This is a genomic window from Nocardioides okcheonensis, assembly GCF_020991065.1.
Lineage (GTDB): Bacteria > Actinomycetota > Actinomycetes > Propionibacteriales > Nocardioidaceae > Nocardioides > Nocardioides okcheonensis.
On record NZ_CP087710.1, the window covers coordinates 3,845,317 to 3,861,797 of the forward strand.

Here is a 16,481-nt window from a genome sequence, read left to right on the forward strand (position 1 = left end):
GGACGAAGTGGGGTGAGCGGGTCAGATGAGGGCGGGTAGGGCGGTTGCGGCGGTGTAGGCGGCGACGAGGAGCACCAGGGCGGTGAAGACGGCGGATAGCCGTCGTGTGTCGGTGTGGGCGGCGAGGCGGGCGCCGGCGATGGAGCCGGCGACGGCGGTGACGGTGAGGGCGGCGACGAGCCACCAGTCGGGGGCGATGCCGGTGCCGGCGCGGGTGGCGAGCGCCGACGCGCTGGTGATGGTGATGACGACCAGCGACGTGCCGGCGGCGTAGCCCATGGGCAGCGCGAGCGCGAGGGTGAGGGCGGGGACGACGAGGAGCCCGCCGCCGACGCCGAGGAACCCTGTGAGCAGCCCGACCGCGGTCGCGGTGACGAGGACCTTCAGCGCGCGCGGGCACTGGCACATGAAGGTGGGGCTGAACGTGATGATCGGGTCGTCGAGCTGCGGCTTGGCGGCGTGGGTTCCCGCGCTGTTTCCGCGTCGGCTGCGGACCTGGCGGCTGACCATCAGCCCGGCCACGACGAGCATGAGCCCGGCGAACGCGGCCAGCAGGACGGGCTCGGGCACGGCAGCTGACGCGCGAGCGCCTGCGACGGCACCGGCGATGGCGACGGCCCCGAATGCGATGCCGCGCGCGAGCAGGACATTTCCAGCCCGCCGGGCGGTGACGGCGCCGGCCAGGGAGGTGGTGCCGACGATGACGAGCGACCCGGTGGTCGCCTGAGCGGGCGTCTGCTCGAGCGCGAGGAGCACGGGGACGGCCAGGATGGACCCGCCGCCGCCGAGCGCACCGAGGCTGAGCCCGATGAACGCGCCGGCGACGACGGCGGCAAGGAGTGCGAAGGTCACGCCTCGGGCCCCACGAGGTGCAGTCCGACCTTCTCGGCGTTGTCGAAGCTGTCGTCGACCGCGACGAGCTTCGTCCCGGCGGCGGAGAGGAACGATGCGGCCACGGAGGCGCGGTAGCCGCCGGCGCAGTGGACCCACACCTCGCCGGCCGGGACGTCGGCCAGGCGCTGCGGGAGTTCGTGGATGGGGATGTTGACGGCGCCGGCGATGCGGGCCTTGTCGTGCTCGTCGGCTCGGCGGACGTCGAGGATGACGATGTCGCGGTGGTGACGGACCTGGGCGAGGTCGGCGAACGTGGCGGTGGGGAACGAGCTGAGCTCTCGGTCGGACCAGTCCTGCGGACCGCCGGTGGCGTGTGTGGCGGGGCGGTCGATGCCGATGCGGACCAGCTCGCGCTGCGCTTCTGCGACGTCCTCGGGTGTCTCGCCGAGGAGGGTGACGGGGGTGCCCCACGTGATGAGCCAGCCGAGGTACGTGGCGAAACCGCCGTCGAGACCGAAGTTCAGCGTGCCCGGGGCGTGCCCGGCAGCGAACGCGGTGCGGTTGCGCAGGTCCACGACCCACTCACCGGCCTCGATGCGCCGACGCAGTTCAGCGGCCTCCGCGCGGACCGGGGCGGAGAGGTCGGGTTCGGACGGCCCGTCGGCGTTGGCGGGCGCCATGTGGGCGTAGTAGGACGGGTAGGCGCCGAGACCGGCAAGGAGCTCGTCGACGTAGGTCTGCTCGTCTTGGGTGAGGACCGGGTTCGACTTCTTCTCCTGCCCGATCGTCGACGAGGTCGCATCCGACTGCGTGGCGGAGCAGAACGACCCGAACCCGTGGGTCGGGTACACCTCGGCCTCGTCGGGCAGCAGCTCGGCGAGCTTGTGCGCAGAGGCGTGCTGGTGGTGGACCAGGTCGTGCGTGTGCTCGGCGCCAAGGAGGTCAGGGCGCCCAGTGGCGCCGTAGAGGAGCGAGCCGCCAGTGAATACCGCGACTTGCTCAGCACGTGCGGCGTCGAACAGCGCGTAGGAGAGGTGGGTGAACGTGTGGCCGGGGGTTGCCAGCGCGGTTACGCGCATCCGTTCACCCACCTCGACGACTTGCCCGTCCGCCACGGGGGTGCGGACGAAGGACACGTCGTCCTCGCCGTTGACGAGGTACTGGGCACCGGTTGCCTGCGCGAGGGCGAGGCCGCCGGTGACGTAGTCGTTGTGGATGTGGGTCTCGAAGACGTGGGTCAACTCGACCGAGTGCTTCTCGAGAAGGCCGAGCACGCGGTCGATGTCGCGCTGCGGGTCGACCACGAAGGCGACCTCACCGTCGTGGACGAGGTAGCTGCGGTCGCCCAGGCTCGGGGTCTCGATGGGGATGATGGTCAGGTCGGTGGTCTCGGTCATCTCGTGGGTCTCCTGTCGGTCGGTCGACGCGGTGGCGAGCGGGTCGTACAGGTCGGGAATCACAGGCCGACGTCGAGGGCACGGCCGGAGGCGGCCCAGGCCTGGGTTCCGCCGGCCACCGAGTAGGCCCGATACCCGTTCGCGACGAGCAGGTCAGTCATGGCGGCGCTGCGGTTGTCGGAGGCGCACACCACGTAGACAGGCCGCGTCTTGTCCAGCTCGCCCACGCGAGAGGACAGGCGACTCATCGGCATCAGCGCAGCACCGGGGACGTGGCCGGCGGCGTACTCGCCCGCTTCGCGCACGTCGATGAGCGCTGCCTCGCCTGACTCGTCGTCGTTCAGTGCAGCGGCGAGCTGCTCGATGTCGATCTCAGGGGTGCGGGTGCTCATCAGTGCTTTCCTCCTGTGCCTTGCCGGATACCCAGTGGGGTATCGAGGTATGCAACCGTACACACCCCCGGGGGTATTCCCGCAAGTCGTCGCGCGAGCCGTGCTCCAGGCGCCGCGGAATACGGGAGGGGGTATCCTCGTTGCGGTGGGCAGCCACCATCCGAGACACAGCAGAGGAGTGAGCCTGATGGCCACCATCAACCTGGGTGCCGAGAACTTCGAGCGCACCATCACCGAGAACGACGTCGTCTTCGTCGACTTCTGGGCGTCGTGGTGCGGCCCGTGCCGCATGTTCGCGCCCATCTACGAGGCTGCCTCGAACGCGCACGCCGACGTCGTGTTCGGCAAGGTCGACACCGAGGCTGAGCAGGCTCTCGCCGCGGCCGCGAACATCACCTCCATCCCGACGCTCATGGCGTTCAAGGGCGGGACCCTGGTGTTCTCTCAGCCCGGCGCCCTGCCGGCAGCCGCGCTCGAGCAGATCCTGACGGCCGTGCGCGATCTCGACGTCGAGGCCGCCCTCGCCGAGCAGAGCTCCACGCAGACCGTCGAGCAGAGGAAGAGCGCCTGATGACCACCTTCACCCTCAGCGCCACGCTGAACCAGCCCTACGACGAAGCCGTCAACGCCACCCGCCAGGCACTCGCCGAGCAGGGGTTCGGCATCCTCACCGAGATCGACCTCAGGGCCACGCTGAAGACCAAGCTCGACGTCGACGTCGCGCCCCAGGTCATCCTCGGCGCCTGCCGACCCGCACTCGCCTACGAGGCGCTCACCTTGGACCCGTCCATCGCCGCGGTCCTGCCGTGCAACGTCGTCGTCCGGGCCCTCGGCGACCAGACCACCCTCGTCGAAGCGTTCGACCCCGACGCGATGATGGGCCTCGCCGACAGCGACGCCCTCGACGCGGTCGCCGCCGACGCCAAGCAGCGCCTGACCGCGGCCCTCGCCGCACTCACCCAGAACAGCCAGGAGAACTGATGGAGCTCGACCCGACCTCGATGAAGCCGGTCATCAACCGCATCAAGCGCGCCCAAGGCCAGCTTTCCGGCGTGCTGCGGCTCCTCGAGGAAGGACGCGACTGCGAGGACGTCGTCACCCAGCTCGCCGCCGTGTCCAAGGCGCTCGACCGCGCCGGGTTCGCCATCGTCGCCTCCGGCCTGCAGCAGTGCCTCGTCGAGAACGACGGCAACGCCGACAGCCTCGACGTGAAGAAGATGGAGAAGCTCTTCCTCTCCCTCGCCTGAGCACCGTCCCGACGAGGCGCGCGCCCCGGCCTTCCAGACTGCGGTGGCGCCGGGCGGCTCCCCGCCGGCCTCCTTGAGGCCTACAACGCAGCCGTCGAAAGCTGAACCCACGCCCCCTCATCCCGGCCCTGACCAGGTAGCGCCGTTCGACATGAAGGTGACGAGACGCTGACGTTCAACGACCTACTCGCGCTCGAGCACGTCGACGTCGCCCGCGTGCGGCTGGTGCGGCACGAAGATCGACGGCTTGCCGCGGGACGCCTCTACGAGGCGTGGCGCAACGACCGGGCATCGTTCGAGAGCTACCAGGCCGTGCAGGCTCGAGCCGTGTTCGGTGCCGGCGACCTGCTCGCCAGCTTCATCGTCACCGACGCCGGCAAGGCGGGCTTCGTCCGCATGTCCAGCGTCGACGGAGTGGGGACGTGCCCCGAGGGGGCGGTCGACGCCCTGCTGAAGCGTTCGTGTCGAGCATCTTCTCGGTCGGCGCGTAGCCGTAGGTCGTATCCATGCCGGAGACCGGTCCGTGTTGGCGGATCTTCAACAAGTCGCGCACGGCATGGATCGGTGTGACGTGGCACACGTCGACACAGGGTGGTGTGACGGCATCAACCAGGTCCAGCGCATCGTGATGGCACGCCACTTCGGGTGTGCCCGCCCGCGGCGGGTGCCGGGCACACTGGCCCGACCTGGAAAGGCGGGCACCTTGTTCGACGAGCTCGACGCCACCCTCGCGCTGGTGCTGGGCGTGCAGCTCGGCCTCGCGGCCCTGCTCTACCTCCTCGCGCGGCTCGAGCCGCTGACGCCGGAGCGCGACGACGCAGACACGTCGCCGCGATAGGGCTCGGGGGCTAGCCTCGGCGCGTGCCGACCACCACGCTGACCCTGCCCGACGGCGACGCCGAGGCGTACGTCGCTCCCGCTCCCGGCGGCGCGCCCGCGCCGGGCGTCCTGTTCGTCATCGACGCGATCGGGCTGCGACCGCGGATCGAGGAGATGGCCGACCGGATCGCCTCCTGGGGCTACACCGTCCTCGCGCCGAACGTCTTCTTTCGCGAGGGCAGCGCCGCCGAGACCTCGCCCACGCGCGACCTCCGCGAGCCGGGCGCGCGCGAGGAGTTCATGGGCGAGGCGATGGGCCGCGTCCAGCGGCTGACCCCCGACCAGCTGGAGCGTGACCTCCCGGCCTACCTCGCCGCGCTCCGCGCGCTCCCCGAGGTCGCGACCGACGAGGTCGGCGTCACCGGCTACTGCATGGGCGCGCGCATCGCGATCCGCGCGTCGGGCCTCGACCCCGCCGTCGTCGCCGTCGGCGGCTGGCACGGCGGCGGCCTGGTGACGGACGCCCCGGACAGCCCGCACCTCGCGATCGCCACGGCCCGGGCGTCGTACGCCTTCGGGCACGCCTCGGACGACCGGTCGATGCCGCCCGAGGCGGTCGAGGCGCTGGGTGCCGCGCTGGACGCGGCCGGGCTCGCCGCGCGCAACGAGGTGTTCCCCGGCCCGCACGGCTACTCGATGTCGGACACCTCGATGTACGACGAGGAGTCCGCCGAGCGGCACTTCGCGAGCCTGCGCGCGCTGCTCGACGCGATGCTGCGGCCCGCGTCCGCCTGACGCCGGACGCTCAGCGCTCGCAGCGGCGCTCGACCTCGGCGACGCACCGGTCGCGGCCCCTGGCCCCGTCGACCCGGTCGCGCCCGGCGCCGCCGTCCAACCAGTCGGCTCCCGCGCCGCCGGTGGCCCGGTCCGCCCCGCCGTTGCCGCGCACCGTGTCGCGGCCGTCTCCGCCGTCCAGGACGTCGTCGTCCTTGTTGCCCTCGATCCCGTCGCGACCGCCACGCCCCTCGATCCGGTCGGCGCCGCCGTTGCCGAGCAGGCGGTCGTCACCCTGGCTGCCGCGGATCAGGTCGTCGCCGGCGCCCGCCTCCGCGTCGAGGCGCTGCTCGTCGCAGTCGAGGGCATAGACGTCCCACGTCGCGTCCCCGGACAGGCTCCGGAGCACGTCGTTCCCCGGCCCGCCCCGCAGCCGGGCGTCGCACGACGTGGCGGTCAGGGTGTTGCTGCTCCCGTCGCCCTGGAGGTCGACGTCGGGCGCGAGCAGGTAGGCGTCGTCGCCATCGATGACGCGGGCGACCAGCGCGCGGTCGACCTCCAGGCTCTGCTCCTGGAGGTCGAGGGCGAGGAAGCCGCCCGCCTGCGCGGCGACCAGGGTGTCCGAGCCGTCACCGAGGTCGATCGAGCTGCCGGCAGCAAGCGACTCGGTGGTGAGCAGCACCTCGTCCTCGCCGGCGCCGGCGTCGATCTGCCGGACCGCGGCCGGCTCGGTGGTCCCGTCGATCACGGCCCCGTCGGAGGAGACGCAGATCTGGTCGTCGCCGCCGAGCGCGTGGACCGTGGTGGCGGGCCCGATCACGATGACGTCGTCGCCCTCGGTGCCGGTCACGGTGGCGCCGGTGCCGACCATCGTGGCCCGAGCGCCGTTGCACACGGGGACCGGGGCGGACGCCGGCAGCGCCTGCGCGGCGGGCGCCAGCATCGCGAGGCCGAGCAGCGTGGAGGCGGTCAGGACGGACGAGCGGTGCATGCGGTTCCCCCGGGAGGTCGTGGACTGTCGGTGGGGGGACGTCGTGGGCGCGCGGAAAGTTGTGTTCCCGCGCCGCCTAGGCTGACGACGTGACAGGTCCGACCGCACGGGGAGCGTGCGCCGCGGTGCTCGCCCTCGCGGTCGCGACGGGCTGCTCGGCGGACGCCTCGCGCGTCGAGCCCGGCCACGAGCACGTCGGCGCCGGCCTGGTGTCGATGGCCGTGGGCGACGGCACCAGCCCGACCGAGGTCGGCTACTCGCTCGACGGCCTCCAGGTCCGGGAGAGCGCGTCCGGTGCGCGGGAGCTGAGGTTCCGCATCGACTTCGAGGGAGCGCCGGTCACCGAGTTCCTCGAGGAGCAGACCAAGCCGCTGCACCTCTACGTCGTCGACGACCGGCTCGAGGTCTTCCGCCACCTGCACCCGACGATGGCCGCCGACGGCACCTGGTCGGTCCCGCTCGACGTGCCCGACGCGGGGGCCTACCGCGTCGTCGCCGAGCTGGTCGCGGTCGACGACGGCGGCAACGGCGACCACGTGGTCCTCGGCAAGGAGGTGTCGCTCCCGCCGGGTGACCCGGGCGACACCGTCGGCGGTGACGACGTCGTGCGGGTCACCGTCGGGCAGGCGCCGGCGGTCGGTCCTGACGGCCGGCTCACGCTGCTGGTCCGGGACGCGGCCGGTCGCGCGGTCACCCTCGGCACCTGGCTCGACGCGTACGGGCACGTCACCGGCTTCGACACCGCGACCGGGGCGATCGCGCACCTGCACCCGCTGGACGCACCGGAGGTCACGGCGGACGGCACCGCGCTGACCTTCCACACCGACATCGAGCAGCCCGGTGACTACCGGCTCTTCGTGCAGGTGCGCGTCGACGGCTTCCTGCACACCGTGCCGGTGCCGCTCAGGGTGCGACCGTCAGCCTGACCGTCGTCCGCACCTGCTCGCGCTCGCTGGTGGCCAGGCCGACCTCCACCTCCCAGGTGCCCGGCGTCGGGACCACCACCTCCGCCCGCCACGTACCGGACCCGACCGGCTCCACCGCGACGTCGTCGGCCGTCCCGTCGGGTCCGCGGAGGCGGACCGCGGGGGCGACCGGCAGGTCGACGGGGTCGCCCGCGTCGTCCTGCACCTGCACCAGCAGGGTGTTGGTCCCCGGGCGCTGCGGCGACATCACCGCGAGCACCCGCAGGTCGCCGACGCCGGCCGTGGACGCGCCCGTGGTGCCGGACGCCGCGGTCAGCGGCTCCGGCCGTGGTGGCTGGTTGACCAGGACGCCGGTCGTGCCGAGGAGCGCGACCAGGAGGACGGCCTCGACCCGGACCGTGCGGGTCAGCAGCGACGCGGCCCGCTCCCGGTCGGCGAACCCGGTCGCGGCGCGGACCGCCGGCAGCGTCCGCCAGCGGTTCCACCCGCCCAGGGTGGCGACCAGCAGCGCCAGCCCCACCTTGACCAGCAGGAGCCGGCCGTAGGTGGTGGACAGCAGCGCGTCCCACGACCCCACGACCCGCCAGCCGAGGAACGACCCGGTCGCCGCCACGACGAGGAGCAGTCCGCCGGCGAGGGTGGAGAAGCGGGCGAGGGTGGTGGCCGCCAGCCGCTCGCGACCGGCGAGCGCCCGCATCGCCAGCACCAGCCCGACCAGTCCGCCCAGCCAGGTGGCGCCGGCGGCGAGGTGGAGCACGTCGGAGAGCACGAGCAGCGGCCACGGGGCGTACGCCCGGGTGTGGCCCACGAGCGCGGGTCCGACCAGGGCGAGCAGCGCTCCGCCGGTGAGCAGCCGGACCGCCCGCGGGTCGGGCGGGGCGTCGGTCGACGCGCGGACCGCCACGGCCAGCCCGACGACGACGAGCGCCGCGCACGCCGCCTCGTTGGCGACCAGCCCGGGGGAGAAGGAGGTCAGCAGGCCGTCGAGCTCGCGTCCCTGGGCGTAGACCGACGCGACCGGGACCAGCAGCACCGCGCCGGACCCGCCCGCGACGGCGGCGTACGCCGTGATCCGGCGCAGCCGCCTGCGCACGTCGCTCCCGGACCACGAGGCGGGCAGGACCCGCGCCACGAACAGCGCGAGGCCGGCGGCCACCAGCAGGCCGACCAGCATGAGCGCGGTCAACGCGTCGCGCACGACGGTGACGGCGCGCGAGCTGCTGTCCGGGGCCGGTGGTTCGACCAGCGACGCGCTGGGGGCGCCGACGGAGAAGGTGAGCGCCCCGGACAGCGGGTGGCCGTCGCCGGAGAGCGCGTTCCACGCGACGACGTACGTGCCGTCCGCGAGGTCGGCTGCGCCCGGCAGCGCCACGGTGACCTGCCGGTCGTCGGCGCTCGCGGAGGACTCGACCTGCTCACCCTCGGCGTCGTAGACCCGGATCGGCTGGGAGGTGAGGCGGACCGGCTCGTTGAAGGTCAGCACGACCGTGTCGGGGGCGGTGGCGACCACCGCCCCCTCGTCGGGATCGGAGTCGACGAGCGTGGCGTGCGCGGCCGCGGGCGGCGCCGTGCCGAGCAGGAGGGCCAGGGCGGCCAGCGCCGCACCCAGGTAGGCCCTCATGCGGCTCATCGTCCCAGACGGCCGCGGGCCGCCGGGTCAGCGGCCGAGCAGCCTGCGCAGGAAGCCGCCGGTGCGCGGCTCGTCGGCGTGGCCGCTGCACCACTGGTCGGCGGGCACCATCGCCCGGACCTGGGCGACGTGCTGGCCGCACCCGGCCCAGGTCGTCGCGCCACAGGTCCTGCAGGTCGTCGGTCGGCACATGGGGATCGCTCCTCGTCTCGGGGACGTCCCGGGTGGTGGTCGGGAGTCCGGTCCCGTCCTACCAGCCGTGCGAGCGGTGCGGGGGCCGACGACGATAGTCACCGTGCCCGGCCCGCTGCGGCCCGCACCCGGCGCGACGGCTGAGGAACCACAGCGGGAAGATCAGCACCCACAGCGGCGCCCCGACGATGGCGCTCAGCACGACCAGCACCGCGAGCACCGGGAGCAGCGGCAGGCGTCCGCCCTGCCGGGTGCGGGGCTGCGGGGTGCGGGACTGCGGAGGGCGCTGCGGCTGCGGTGCGACCGGGCGCGGCAGGTCGTTGAACAGCACCGCGAGGTCCGCGCGGGTGCGGGCGGTCCAGATCGCGTCCAGCCGCTCGTCGTACTCCTCGTGGTCGAGGCGGCCCTCGGCGTAGTGGGTCGCGAGGTCGGCCATCGCCCGCTCGCGGTCGCCGTCGGAGGCGCGCAGGCGGGGGTCGCTCGGGTTCATCGCCCGCCGTCCTGCTCGCCGTCCCGCCCGTCGGCGAGGATGCCGTAGAGCCGGCGCCGGGTGTCGACGAGCACGTCGAGCGCCGCGCGGCGCTGCTGGTCGGAGCCCTGCGTGGCGAGCTGCCACACCGCGCTCAGCACCTGCGGGATCTCGCTCTTGATGTCGGCCTGCCCGGACGGCTGGTCGGCGGGCGGGACCTCGGCGCGGGCGAAGGGCGCCCAGACCGCCGCGAGCTCGTCGGCGTGGGCCTCGGCCCAGTCGACGCCGGCGTCGGTGAGCCGGATCGTGCGGCGCCCGCGCTCGTCGTCGGACTCCACGAGCCCCTCGTCCTGCAGCTGCTGGATGGTCGGGTAGACCGAGCCGGGGGAGGGGCGCCACTCGCCGCTGCTCTGCTCGGCGATCTCCTGGATCACCTGGTAGCCGTTGATCGGCTCGTCGGCCCTGCGGGCGCGGTGGAGCACGTCGATGATCGCGGTGCGCACGTCGCCGCGCCGCACCTTGGGGCCGCGCTGCTGCGGGCGCTGCGGGGCGCCGGTCAGGCCCAGCATCTCGCCGAGCCACTGCGGGGGACCGCCCGCGCGGCGGCCGCGCTGGCCCGCCCACGAGCCGCCGAAGGCGGTGGTCCAGTCGTTGGCGCCGCTGCTCGCGGGCCGGTCGCGGCGGTAGTCGCGGTCGTCGTCGCCGGGCCAGTCGGCGCCGGGCCAGTGGTGTCCCATGTCGGTCTCCTCGCTCGTGAAGGTCGTGATGTATCGCGGAACAGTCGGTGACCTATCGCGATATATCGCGATCGTACGCCGCGGAGGGCGCCCGGACAAGAGAAGTCCCGGAGACGCGTCGAGCGGTGCGTGAGGGGGAATCCAGAGCCTCGGGATCCCCCTCACGCACCGCTCGGCGGGGTGCTCAGCTGGTGACGCGGCCCGTCGGGGTGCACGACTTCTTCGGCACGGTCTCGTCGGCGATGATCGCGTCGAAGAGCGCCGGCGCCCGGTCGGGGTCGGCGATGATCCGGTTGGGGTCGCTGGGCGCGTTGAGGTTGGGCATCGTGCAGGTCTGGCTCTTGCCGGTCATGGCGAGGGCGAAGCGGCCCAGGTCCAGGGGGTTCATGCCCTCGTCGATGCGGATCGCGGCCGACGCGGCGGAGTTGAGCTTCCAGTAGCGCACGGGGTTGACGAAGGTCCACGGCGTCTTGGCCTCGCTGCCGAGGGCGCTGATCACCTCGCGCTGGCGGGCCACCCGGTCGAGGTCGCTGAGCGCGGTGACGTGGCGCGAGCGGGAGTACGCCAGCGCGGTGAGGCCGTCGACCTCCTGGCAGCCCTTCTTGATGTCCAGCCGGGCCAGCGGGTCCACCATGTCCTGCTTCGGGCACACCTCGACCCCGCCGAAGGCGTCGACGGTGTTGATCACGCTGCCGAAGCCGAGCTCGACGTAGTGGTCGATGTGGATGCCGGTGAGGGCCTCGACGCGCTGCACCAGCAGCGGGGCGCCGCCGCTGGCGAAGGCCGCGTTGATCATCTGGGTCCCGCCGTCCGGGACCTCGACGAGCGTGTCGCGCGGGATCGACATCATCGTGCGGCCGCCCGAGCCGGTGTGGAGCACGATGATCGTGTCGGTGTTGGTGCCGCCGCGCTCACTGGTCTGCAGCACCTTGCGCTGCTCGGCGCTCAGGTCGTCGGCCTTGTCGGAGCCGACGATCAGGTAGTTGGTGCCGGGCTGGTCGGCGGGGCGGTCCCCGCCCGGCTCGGCGTCGACCCGGTCGATCTTGCCGTAGAAGAACAGCGGCACGCCGACGAGGTAGACGAGCAGGAGCAGGAGCAGCAGCGGGATGAGCCGGAGCCCGAGGCGCGGGCGGAAGCGGCGCCGCTTGCGGGGCGCCGCCGCTGCGGGGTGGTGGGGCCGCGACGGCGGGCGACCCCCGCCGTTGCCGCCGGTGCCACCGCCGCGGGCCTCGCGCCGCGCGGCAGGCATCACGCGGGTCTCGTCGGCCCGCGCGCCACCGTGCGCCGGCATCTGCTGCGTGGCATCGGACGGCGGGGTGGCCGACGCGCTCCCGTAGAGCCAGTCGTACTCAGGGGTCCCTTCTTCGGGCACCCCGGAGCCCTTCGGACGATCTGCCATGAGGAGGGACGCTACCGTGCTCGTCGTGACAGACCCCCGTCCCACGTCGTACAGCCGGGTCAGCCTGGGGATCATCGCCTCGGCCACCGAGGCCAACCTGCTCGGCAACGTCCACGGCGGCGACATCATGAAGCTCGCCGACTCCACGGCGGGCGCCGGGCCTACCGCCACAGCGGCGGACCGGCCGTGACGGCCGCGATGGACGAGATGACCTTCCTGGCGCCCGTGCACGTCGGCGACATCATCAAGACCTACTCCCAGGTCAACTGGGCCGGCACCTCCTCGATGGAGATCGGCGTCCGCGTGGAGGCCCAGCCGTGGGGCGACGCGTCCGACGAGCCCGTGCACGTCGCCAGCGCCTACTTCGTGTTCGTGGCCATCGACGCGGAGGGGCACCCGCGCCCGGTCCCGCGCCTGGCGACCGAGACGCCCGACGACGTGCGCCGCGAGCGTGAGGCCGAGATCCGGCGGGCGCACCGGCTGTCCCGCAAGGCCGAGATCGACCGCGGACGCGAGGGGTGAGCGACCCCCGCCACGTCCGCACCGCCCGGCTGTGGCTCGACGAGCCGGTCGAGGCCGACGCGCCGGACCTGCTCGCGATCCACGCCGACCCCGCGTCCTGGCGGCACTTCCCGTCGGGCGTGGTCACCGACCCGGCGGCCGGCGCGACGATGGTCGCGGCGAGCGGGCGCCGCTTCGCCCGCGACGGGCTGGCCTACTGGTCGGTGCGCGACCGGGCCGACGGCCCGGTCGTGGGCCGCGGCGGCTGCGCGGTCCCCGACGAGGCGCTGGACGCCGACGTCACGGGTCGCGGCTGGTGGAACCTCTACTACCGCTTCGACCAGCGGGTCCTCGGTCGGGGCTACGCCACCGAGATGGGGGAGGCCGCGCTGCGGGCCGCTCGTGAGGTCGAGCCCGGACGCCCGGTCCTGGCCTACCTCGTGGAGCACAACGTCGCGTCCCGTCGTACGGCCGAGCGGCTGGGGATGCGGCTGGTGTGGCGCGGTCCGGACGCCGACAACCCCGACCCGGACGTCGTACGCCTCGTGTTCCTGGACCGGGCGCCCGACGACGTCCTGGTCACCGCACTGGCAGTCGAGGGGATGGCGGCCGAGCACCTGGTGGTGTGAGGCACGACCGGCCGGTCCCGGCGCGTCGCGCCCCGGTGGGACGGGTGTGACTGGTGATACTGGTCGGGCTGACTTCCCCCAGCAGAGAGGCCCTCCGATGCCGCCCGTCCCACCCCCAGGGTCGCTCCAGCCGCGGTTCACCACGCTGGACCGCGCCCAGCGCGTGCGGTTCCGCCGTGCGGTGACCCTCGTCCTGATGACCTTCGTGCTGCCCGGCTCGGCGCAGCTGGTCTCGGGCAACCGCCGGGTCGGGAAGATCGCGCTGCGGACGTGGGTGGGGCTGCTGCTGCTCGGGCTCGGCACGCTGGTCGCCTCCTACCTGTGGCACGGCGTCGCGTTCTGGGCCGGGACCACCACCTGGCTGCTGCAGGTCGTGCGCCTGGGCCTGATGGCGCTGGCGATCGGGTGGGCGTACCTGTTCATCGACGCCTGGCGCCTCGGCCAGCCGCTGACCCTGCAGCGCCAGCACCGGCTCGCGATCGTCGGCGTCAACGGCTTCCTGTGCTTCAGCGTCGCCGGCGCCCTGCTCTTCGGCGCGCACGTGGTCGGCGTCCAGCGCGACTTCATGATCTCGATGTTCGGCAACGGCGACGCGGTGGGTGCCCACCACGGCCGCTACAACGTCCTGCTGATGGGCGGCGACTCCGGCGCCGGCCGGTGGGGCCTGCGCCCGGACTCGATGACCGTCGCCAGCATCGACGCCGAGACCGGGAAGACGGTGCTGATCTCGCTGCCCCGCAACATGCAGAACTTCCCCTTCCCGGAGGGCTCGGTGATGGCCGAGCAGTTCCCGGACGGCTTCGACGAGGAGGGGATGTACCTCAACGGGCTCGCGACCTGGGCGCTCGACCACTCCGACCTGTTCGAGGGCTCGAAGAACCCCGGCGTCGACGCCACGATCGAGGGCGTGGAGGGCATCACCGGCCTGAAGATGAACTACTGGGCGATGGTCAACCTGCAGGGCTTCCGCGAGCTCGTCGACGCGGTCGGCGGCGTGGAGCTCAACGTGCGCCAGCGGATCCCGGTCGGCCTGCCCACCGACTCGTTCTTCCGCTACATCGAGCCCGGCAAGCGCACCCTCGACGGCATGGACACCCTCTGGTTCGCCCGCGCCCGCCACGACTCCGACGACTACTCGCGCATGGCGCGCCAGAAGTGCGTGATGGGCGCGATGCTCGACCAGGTCAGCCCCCAGACGGCCGTCACCAACTTCCAGAAGATCGCCAAGGCCAGCTCGGCGATGGTCTCGACCGACATCCCGCGCGGTGAGGTCGACCGCTTCGTCGACCTCGCGCTCAAGGCCCGGGGCCAGAAGATCTCCACGCTGTCGCTGGTGCCGCCGATGATCAACACCGCGAACCCCGACATCGCGCTGGTCCAGCAGAAGGTCGCCGAGGCGATCGCGAAGGCGGAGGGGCGTACGCCCGAGAAGACCGCCGAGGCCGCGCCAGCCCCCGACGCCGCCCCCGACGCCGCGTCCGACGCCGCGTCGGAGGAGCCGGCGACCGAGGACGAGGCGGCTCCGACGGAGCCGGCGCCGTCCACGCCGCAGGCCCCGGCCACGCCCCAGGCCCCGCAGCCGGTGACCGGCGGCTCGGTCGGCTCCCTCTCCGAGGGCTACGCCGCCAACGAGTCGGAGGACCTCGGCGCGGTTTGCTGAGCGTGCTCGTCGCGGCCCTAGGGTGTACGCCGTGACCACCGGACCCGTGCCCCGCATCGTCGCGGTCGTGGTCACCTTCAACCGCCTCGGACTGCTCCGGGCGCTGGTGGACCGGCTCGGCGAGATCGAGGGCCTCGCCGAGGTGCTGGTGGTCGACAACGCGTCGACCGACGGCACGGGGGAGTGGCTGGCGGGCCGGTCGGTCACCGGCGAGACGTCCCTGCAGGGGCGCACGCTGTCCACGAACCGCGGCGGCGCCGGCGGCTTCCACGACGGGCTCGCCTGGGCGATCGACCGCGAGGCCGACCTGGTGTGGCTGATGGACGACGACGGCCTGCCCGACGTCGACTGCCTCGAGCGGCTGCTCGTCGAGGCCGACAACCTCGACTTCTGGGGTCCCCTCGTCGTCGACGAGGCCGACCCCGGCCGCCTGGTGTTCCCGATCCGGCTGCCCGGCGGGACCCGTGTCGTCCACGCCGTCGACGACGTGCGCCGCGCCGCCCGTGACGGACGCATCGACGGGATCGTGATCCCGTTCAACGGCGTCCTCGTCACCCGCCAGCTCGTCGACCGGATCGGCCTGCCGCGCGAGGAGTTCTTCATCTGGGGCGACGACCACGAGTACCGGCTGCGCGCCGAGGAGGCGGGCGCCCGGGTGGCGACCGTCGTCACCGCCACCGTCCGCCACCCGAGCGTCGGCAACCTCGGGACGCCGATGATGTTCGGCCGCACGACCTACAACGACTCGCCCAGCGACCTCAAGCACTACTGCATGGCCCGCAACAACCTGGTCAACCTGCGCGACTACCGCGGCCCGCTCCACGCGCTGGCCTTCGTGGTGAAGACCGCCTGGTTCTACACGTTCACCCGCCCGAGCCTGTCGCGCCTGCGGCTCAGCGTGCGCGCGATGCGCGCCGGGATCGCCGGCGACTTCGACGGCCACCGGAGGTACCTCGGATGAGCGGCACCGCGCACGAGACGGTCGCGGTGGTCGTCGTGACCCACAACCGCGCCGACCTGCTGGTGCGCCTGCTCGACGGCCTGGCCGCGCAGACGCACCGACCCGACGCCGTGGTCGTCGTCGACAACGTCAGCACCGACCACACCGCCGAGGTGCTCGCGGCCCGCACCGACCTGCCGCTGCAGGTGATCACCACCGAGGCCAACCTCGGCGGCGCGGGCGGCTTCCACCTCGGGGTGCGGACGGCGTACGACGGCGGCTGGGACCGGATCTGGCTCGTCGACGACGACGTGGTCCCGGCGCCGGACTGCCTGGCCACCCTCATGGCGGTCGACGAGGACTGCCTGACCTCGGTGCGCGAGGACCTCTCGGGCGTCCTGGTCGAGAAGGCCGCGGTCGACTTCGACCTGCGCCACCCGCTCGCGATCAAGCCCAAGCGCGCGGCGGTCGACACCGTCTACGCCGACCGCGCCTCGATGCCCGCGCTCGTCGAGGTCCAGAACGTCGCGTTCGAGGGGTTCATGGCCCGCCGGTCGGTGGTCACCGAGATCGGCTTCCCCGACCCGACGTTCTTCATCTTCTACGACGACGCCGAGTACGCCGTCCGCGCCCGGCACGCCGGCCGCCGCATCTGGGCGGTGCGCGACGCCGTGCTGGTCCGCCAGCTCGACTTCAACCAGCAGCACGACCTGTCGGGCTGGAAGGGCTTCTACATGTACCGCAACCTCTTCGTGGTGCACCTGCGCCACGGGGAGAACGCCCTGGTCCGGCTCAAGCCGTGGCTGATCACCCTGGCCGTGGTGCTGCTCAGCCCGGCGCGCGGCGGCCGCGCCGAGGCCCGCAACGTGATCCGCGCCATGGCCTCCGCGCGCGGCATGCGCCGCCTCGCCGACCAGGCACGCCCGCCTCGGTAGACTCGCACA

The 16,481-nt window shown here is 73.1% G+C and carries 21 protein-coding genes; 12 read left to right on the plus strand and 9 right to left on the minus strand.

Annotated elements, in window-relative coordinates; all coding sequences use genetic code 11:
• Positions 1-21 precede the first annotated feature (21 nt).
• From LN652_RS18690 to LN652_RS18700, 3 genes are read right to left on the minus strand one after another with little or no spacing between them, the layout of a single operon-like run.
• Positions 22-852 carry a sulfite exporter TauE/SafE family protein gene (locus LN652_RS18690; RefSeq protein ID WP_230442090.1) on the minus strand — a complete coding sequence of 277 codons (831 nt, stop codon included), beginning with the start codon at positions 850-852 and terminating at the stop codon, positions 22-24.
• On the minus strand, positions 849-2,294 hold the full coding sequence (locus LN652_RS18695; RefSeq protein WP_230442091.1) for an MBL fold metallo-hydrolase: 1,446 nt from the start codon (positions 2,292-2,294) through the stop codon (positions 849-851). The genes LN652_RS18690 and LN652_RS18695 overlap by 4 nt, the downstream gene beginning before the upstream one ends.
• Positions 2,291-2,623, minus strand: coding sequence for a rhodanese-like domain-containing protein (locus LN652_RS18700; protein WP_230442092.1), 333 nt, complete (start codon positions 2,621-2,623; stop codon positions 2,291-2,293). Before LN652_RS18700 ends, LN652_RS18695 begins: the two co-directional genes overlap by 4 nt.
• A gap of 187 nt (positions 2,624-2,810) precedes the next feature.
• Between LN652_RS18700 and trxA the strand changes: the two genes are divergently transcribed.
• From trxA to LN652_RS18720, 5 genes are all read left to right on the plus strand, one after another.
• Positions 2,811-3,194 (plus strand): thioredoxin, encoded by a 384-nt coding sequence (gene trxA, locus LN652_RS18705; protein WP_230444772.1) that lies wholly within the window; start codon positions 2,811-2,813, stop codon positions 3,192-3,194.
• Positions 3,194-3,604, plus strand: a complete 411-nt coding sequence (locus tag LN652_RS18710; RefSeq protein ID WP_230442093.1) for a DUF302 domain-containing protein — start codon at positions 3,194-3,196, stop codon at positions 3,602-3,604. The genes trxA and LN652_RS18710 overlap by 1 nt, the downstream gene beginning before the upstream one ends.
• Positions 3,604-3,870, plus strand: a complete 267-nt coding sequence (locus LN652_RS18715) for a metal-sensitive transcriptional regulator (protein WP_230442094.1) — start codon at positions 3,604-3,606, stop codon at positions 3,868-3,870. The genes LN652_RS18710 and LN652_RS18715 overlap by 1 nt, the downstream gene beginning before the upstream one ends.
• Positions 3,871-4,573: 703 nt before the next feature.
• The gene (locus LN652_RS21965) at positions 4,574-4,708 is read left to right on the plus strand and encodes a hypothetical protein (protein ID WP_268932198.1); all 135 of its coding nucleotides are present in this window, start codon (positions 4,574-4,576) and stop codon (positions 4,706-4,708) included.
• A gap of 23 nt (positions 4,709-4,731) precedes the next feature.
• Positions 4,732-5,484, plus strand: a complete 753-nt coding sequence (locus LN652_RS18720) for a dienelactone hydrolase family protein (RefSeq protein ID WP_230442095.1) — start codon at positions 4,732-4,734, stop codon at positions 5,482-5,484.
• A gap of 10 nt (positions 5,485-5,494) precedes the next feature.
• On the opposite strand, the gene LN652_RS18725 is transcribed toward LN652_RS18720, so the two are convergent.
• Positions 5,495-6,454 carry a calcium-binding protein gene (locus LN652_RS18725; protein ID WP_230442096.1) on the minus strand — a complete coding sequence of 320 codons (960 nt, stop codon included), beginning with the start codon at positions 6,452-6,454 and terminating at the stop codon, positions 5,495-5,497.
• 89 nt (positions 6,455-6,543) lie between these two features.
• Here LN652_RS18725 and LN652_RS18730 point away from each other — a divergent pair, with 89 nt between their 5' ends.
• Positions 6,544-7,380, plus strand: a complete 837-nt coding sequence (locus LN652_RS18730; protein ID WP_230442097.1) for a hypothetical protein — start codon at positions 6,544-6,546, stop codon at positions 7,378-7,380.
• On the opposite strand, the gene LN652_RS18735 is transcribed toward LN652_RS18730, so the two are convergent.
• The 5 genes from LN652_RS18735 to LN652_RS18755 all read right to left on the minus strand — a co-directional run bounded on the left by LN652_RS18735 (position 7,358) and on the right by LN652_RS18755 (position 11,807).
• Positions 7,358-9,001, minus strand: coding sequence for a copper resistance protein CopC (locus tag LN652_RS18735; RefSeq protein ID WP_230442098.1), 1,644 nt, complete (start codon positions 8,999-9,001; stop codon positions 7,358-7,360). The two genes, LN652_RS18730 and LN652_RS18735, sit on opposite strands and share 23 nt — an antisense overlap.
• A 36-nt stretch (positions 9,002-9,037) precedes the next feature.
• Positions 9,038-9,202 carry a hypothetical protein gene (locus LN652_RS18740; protein WP_230442099.1) on the minus strand — a complete coding sequence of 55 codons (165 nt, stop codon included), beginning with the start codon at positions 9,200-9,202 and terminating at the stop codon, positions 9,038-9,040.
• Positions 9,203-9,260: 58 nt separating this feature from the next.
• A complete protein-coding gene (locus LN652_RS18745) occupies positions 9,261-9,692 on the minus strand; it encodes a DUF1707 SHOCT-like domain-containing protein (protein ID WP_230442100.1) in 432 nt (143 codons plus the stop codon).
• Positions 9,689-10,408 (minus strand): PadR family transcriptional regulator, encoded by a 720-nt coding sequence (locus tag LN652_RS18750; protein ID WP_230442101.1) that lies wholly within the window; start codon positions 10,406-10,408, stop codon positions 9,689-9,691. The genes LN652_RS18745 and LN652_RS18750 overlap by 4 nt, the downstream gene beginning before the upstream one ends.
• Before the next feature lie 184 nt (positions 10,409-10,592).
• Positions 10,593-11,807, minus strand: coding sequence for an LCP family protein (locus LN652_RS18755; protein WP_230442102.1), 1,215 nt, complete (start codon positions 11,805-11,807; stop codon positions 10,593-10,595).
• Positions 11,808-11,832: 25 nt separating this feature from the next.
• On the opposite strand from LN652_RS18755, the gene LN652_RS18760 reads away from it, so the two are divergent.
• The 6 genes from LN652_RS18760 (at position 11,833) to LN652_RS18785 (ending at position 16,472) form a co-directional block, all read left to right on the plus strand.
• A complete protein-coding gene (locus tag LN652_RS18760) occupies positions 11,833-11,997 on the plus strand; it encodes a hotdog family protein (protein WP_230442103.1) in 165 nt (54 codons plus the stop codon).
• Positions 11,998-12,005: 8 nt separating this feature from the next.
• On the plus strand, positions 12,006-12,329 hold the full coding sequence (locus LN652_RS18765) for an acyl-CoA thioesterase (RefSeq protein WP_230442104.1): 324 nt from the start codon (positions 12,006-12,008) through the stop codon (positions 12,327-12,329).
• On the plus strand, positions 12,326-12,937 hold the full coding sequence (locus tag LN652_RS18770; protein ID WP_230442105.1) for a GNAT family N-acetyltransferase: 612 nt from the start codon (positions 12,326-12,328) through the stop codon (positions 12,935-12,937). Before LN652_RS18765 ends, LN652_RS18770 begins: the two co-directional genes overlap by 4 nt.
• A gap of 97 nt (positions 12,938-13,034) precedes the next feature.
• Complete coding sequence (locus tag LN652_RS18775; RefSeq protein ID WP_230442106.1) at positions 13,035-14,597, plus strand: LCP family protein; 1,563 nt, start codon at positions 13,035-13,037, stop codon at positions 14,595-14,597.
• Positions 14,598-14,628: 31 nt separating this feature from the next.
• On the plus strand, positions 14,629-15,558 hold the full coding sequence (locus LN652_RS18780) for a glycosyltransferase family 2 protein (RefSeq protein WP_230442107.1): 930 nt from the start codon (positions 14,629-14,631) through the stop codon (positions 15,556-15,558).
• Complete coding sequence (locus LN652_RS18785; RefSeq protein ID WP_230442108.1) at positions 15,555-16,472, plus strand: glycosyltransferase family 2 protein; 918 nt, start codon at positions 15,555-15,557, stop codon at positions 16,470-16,472. The genes LN652_RS18780 and LN652_RS18785 overlap by 4 nt, the downstream gene beginning before the upstream one ends.
• Positions 16,473-16,481 lie beyond the last annotated feature (9 nt).

Excerpts from the sequence above, each read along its gene's own strand:
- LN652_RS18700 (WP_230442092.1), bottom strand. The coding sequence starts at position 2,623 with ATGAGCACCCGCACCCCTGAGATCGACATCGAGCAGCTCGCCGCTGCA.
- trxA (WP_230444772.1), top strand. The coding sequence starts at position 2,811 with ATGGCCACCATCAACCTGGGTGCCGAGAACTTCGAGCGCACCATCACC.
- LN652_RS18710 (WP_230442093.1), top strand. The coding sequence starts at position 3,194 with ATGACCACCTTCACCCTCAGCGCCACGCTGAACCAGCCCTACGACGAA.
- LN652_RS18715 (WP_230442094.1), top strand. The coding sequence starts at position 3,604 with ATGGAGCTCGACCCGACCTCGATGAAGCCGGTCATCAACCGCATCAAG.
- LN652_RS18725 (WP_230442096.1), bottom strand. The coding sequence starts at position 6,454 with ATGCACCGCTCGTCCGTCCTGACCGCCTCCACGCTGCTCGGCCTCGCG.
- LN652_RS18735 (WP_230442098.1), bottom strand. The coding sequence starts at position 9,001 with ATGAGGGCCTACCTGGGTGCGGCGCTGGCCGCCCTGGCCCTCCTGCTC.
- LN652_RS18740 (WP_230442099.1), bottom strand. The coding sequence starts at position 9,202 with ATGTGCCGACCGACGACCTGCAGGACCTGTGGCGCGACGACCTGGGCC.
- LN652_RS18745 (WP_230442100.1), bottom strand. The coding sequence starts at position 9,692 with ATGAACCCGAGCGACCCCCGCCTGCGCGCCTCCGACGGCGACCGCGAG.
- LN652_RS18750 (WP_230442101.1), bottom strand. The coding sequence starts at position 10,408 with ATGGGACACCACTGGCCCGGCGCCGACTGGCCCGGCGACGACGACCGC.
- LN652_RS18755 (WP_230442102.1), bottom strand. The coding sequence starts at position 11,807 with ATGGCAGATCGTCCGAAGGGCTCCGGGGTGCCCGAAGAAGGGACCCCT.
- LN652_RS18765 (WP_230442104.1), top strand. The coding sequence starts at position 12,006 with ATGGACGAGATGACCTTCCTGGCGCCCGTGCACGTCGGCGACATCATC.
- LN652_RS18775 (WP_230442106.1), top strand. The coding sequence starts at position 13,035 with ATGCCGCCCGTCCCACCCCCAGGGTCGCTCCAGCCGCGGTTCACCACG.
- LN652_RS18785 (WP_230442108.1), top strand. The coding sequence starts at position 15,555 with ATGAGCGGCACCGCGCACGAGACGGTCGCGGTGGTCGTCGTGACCCAC.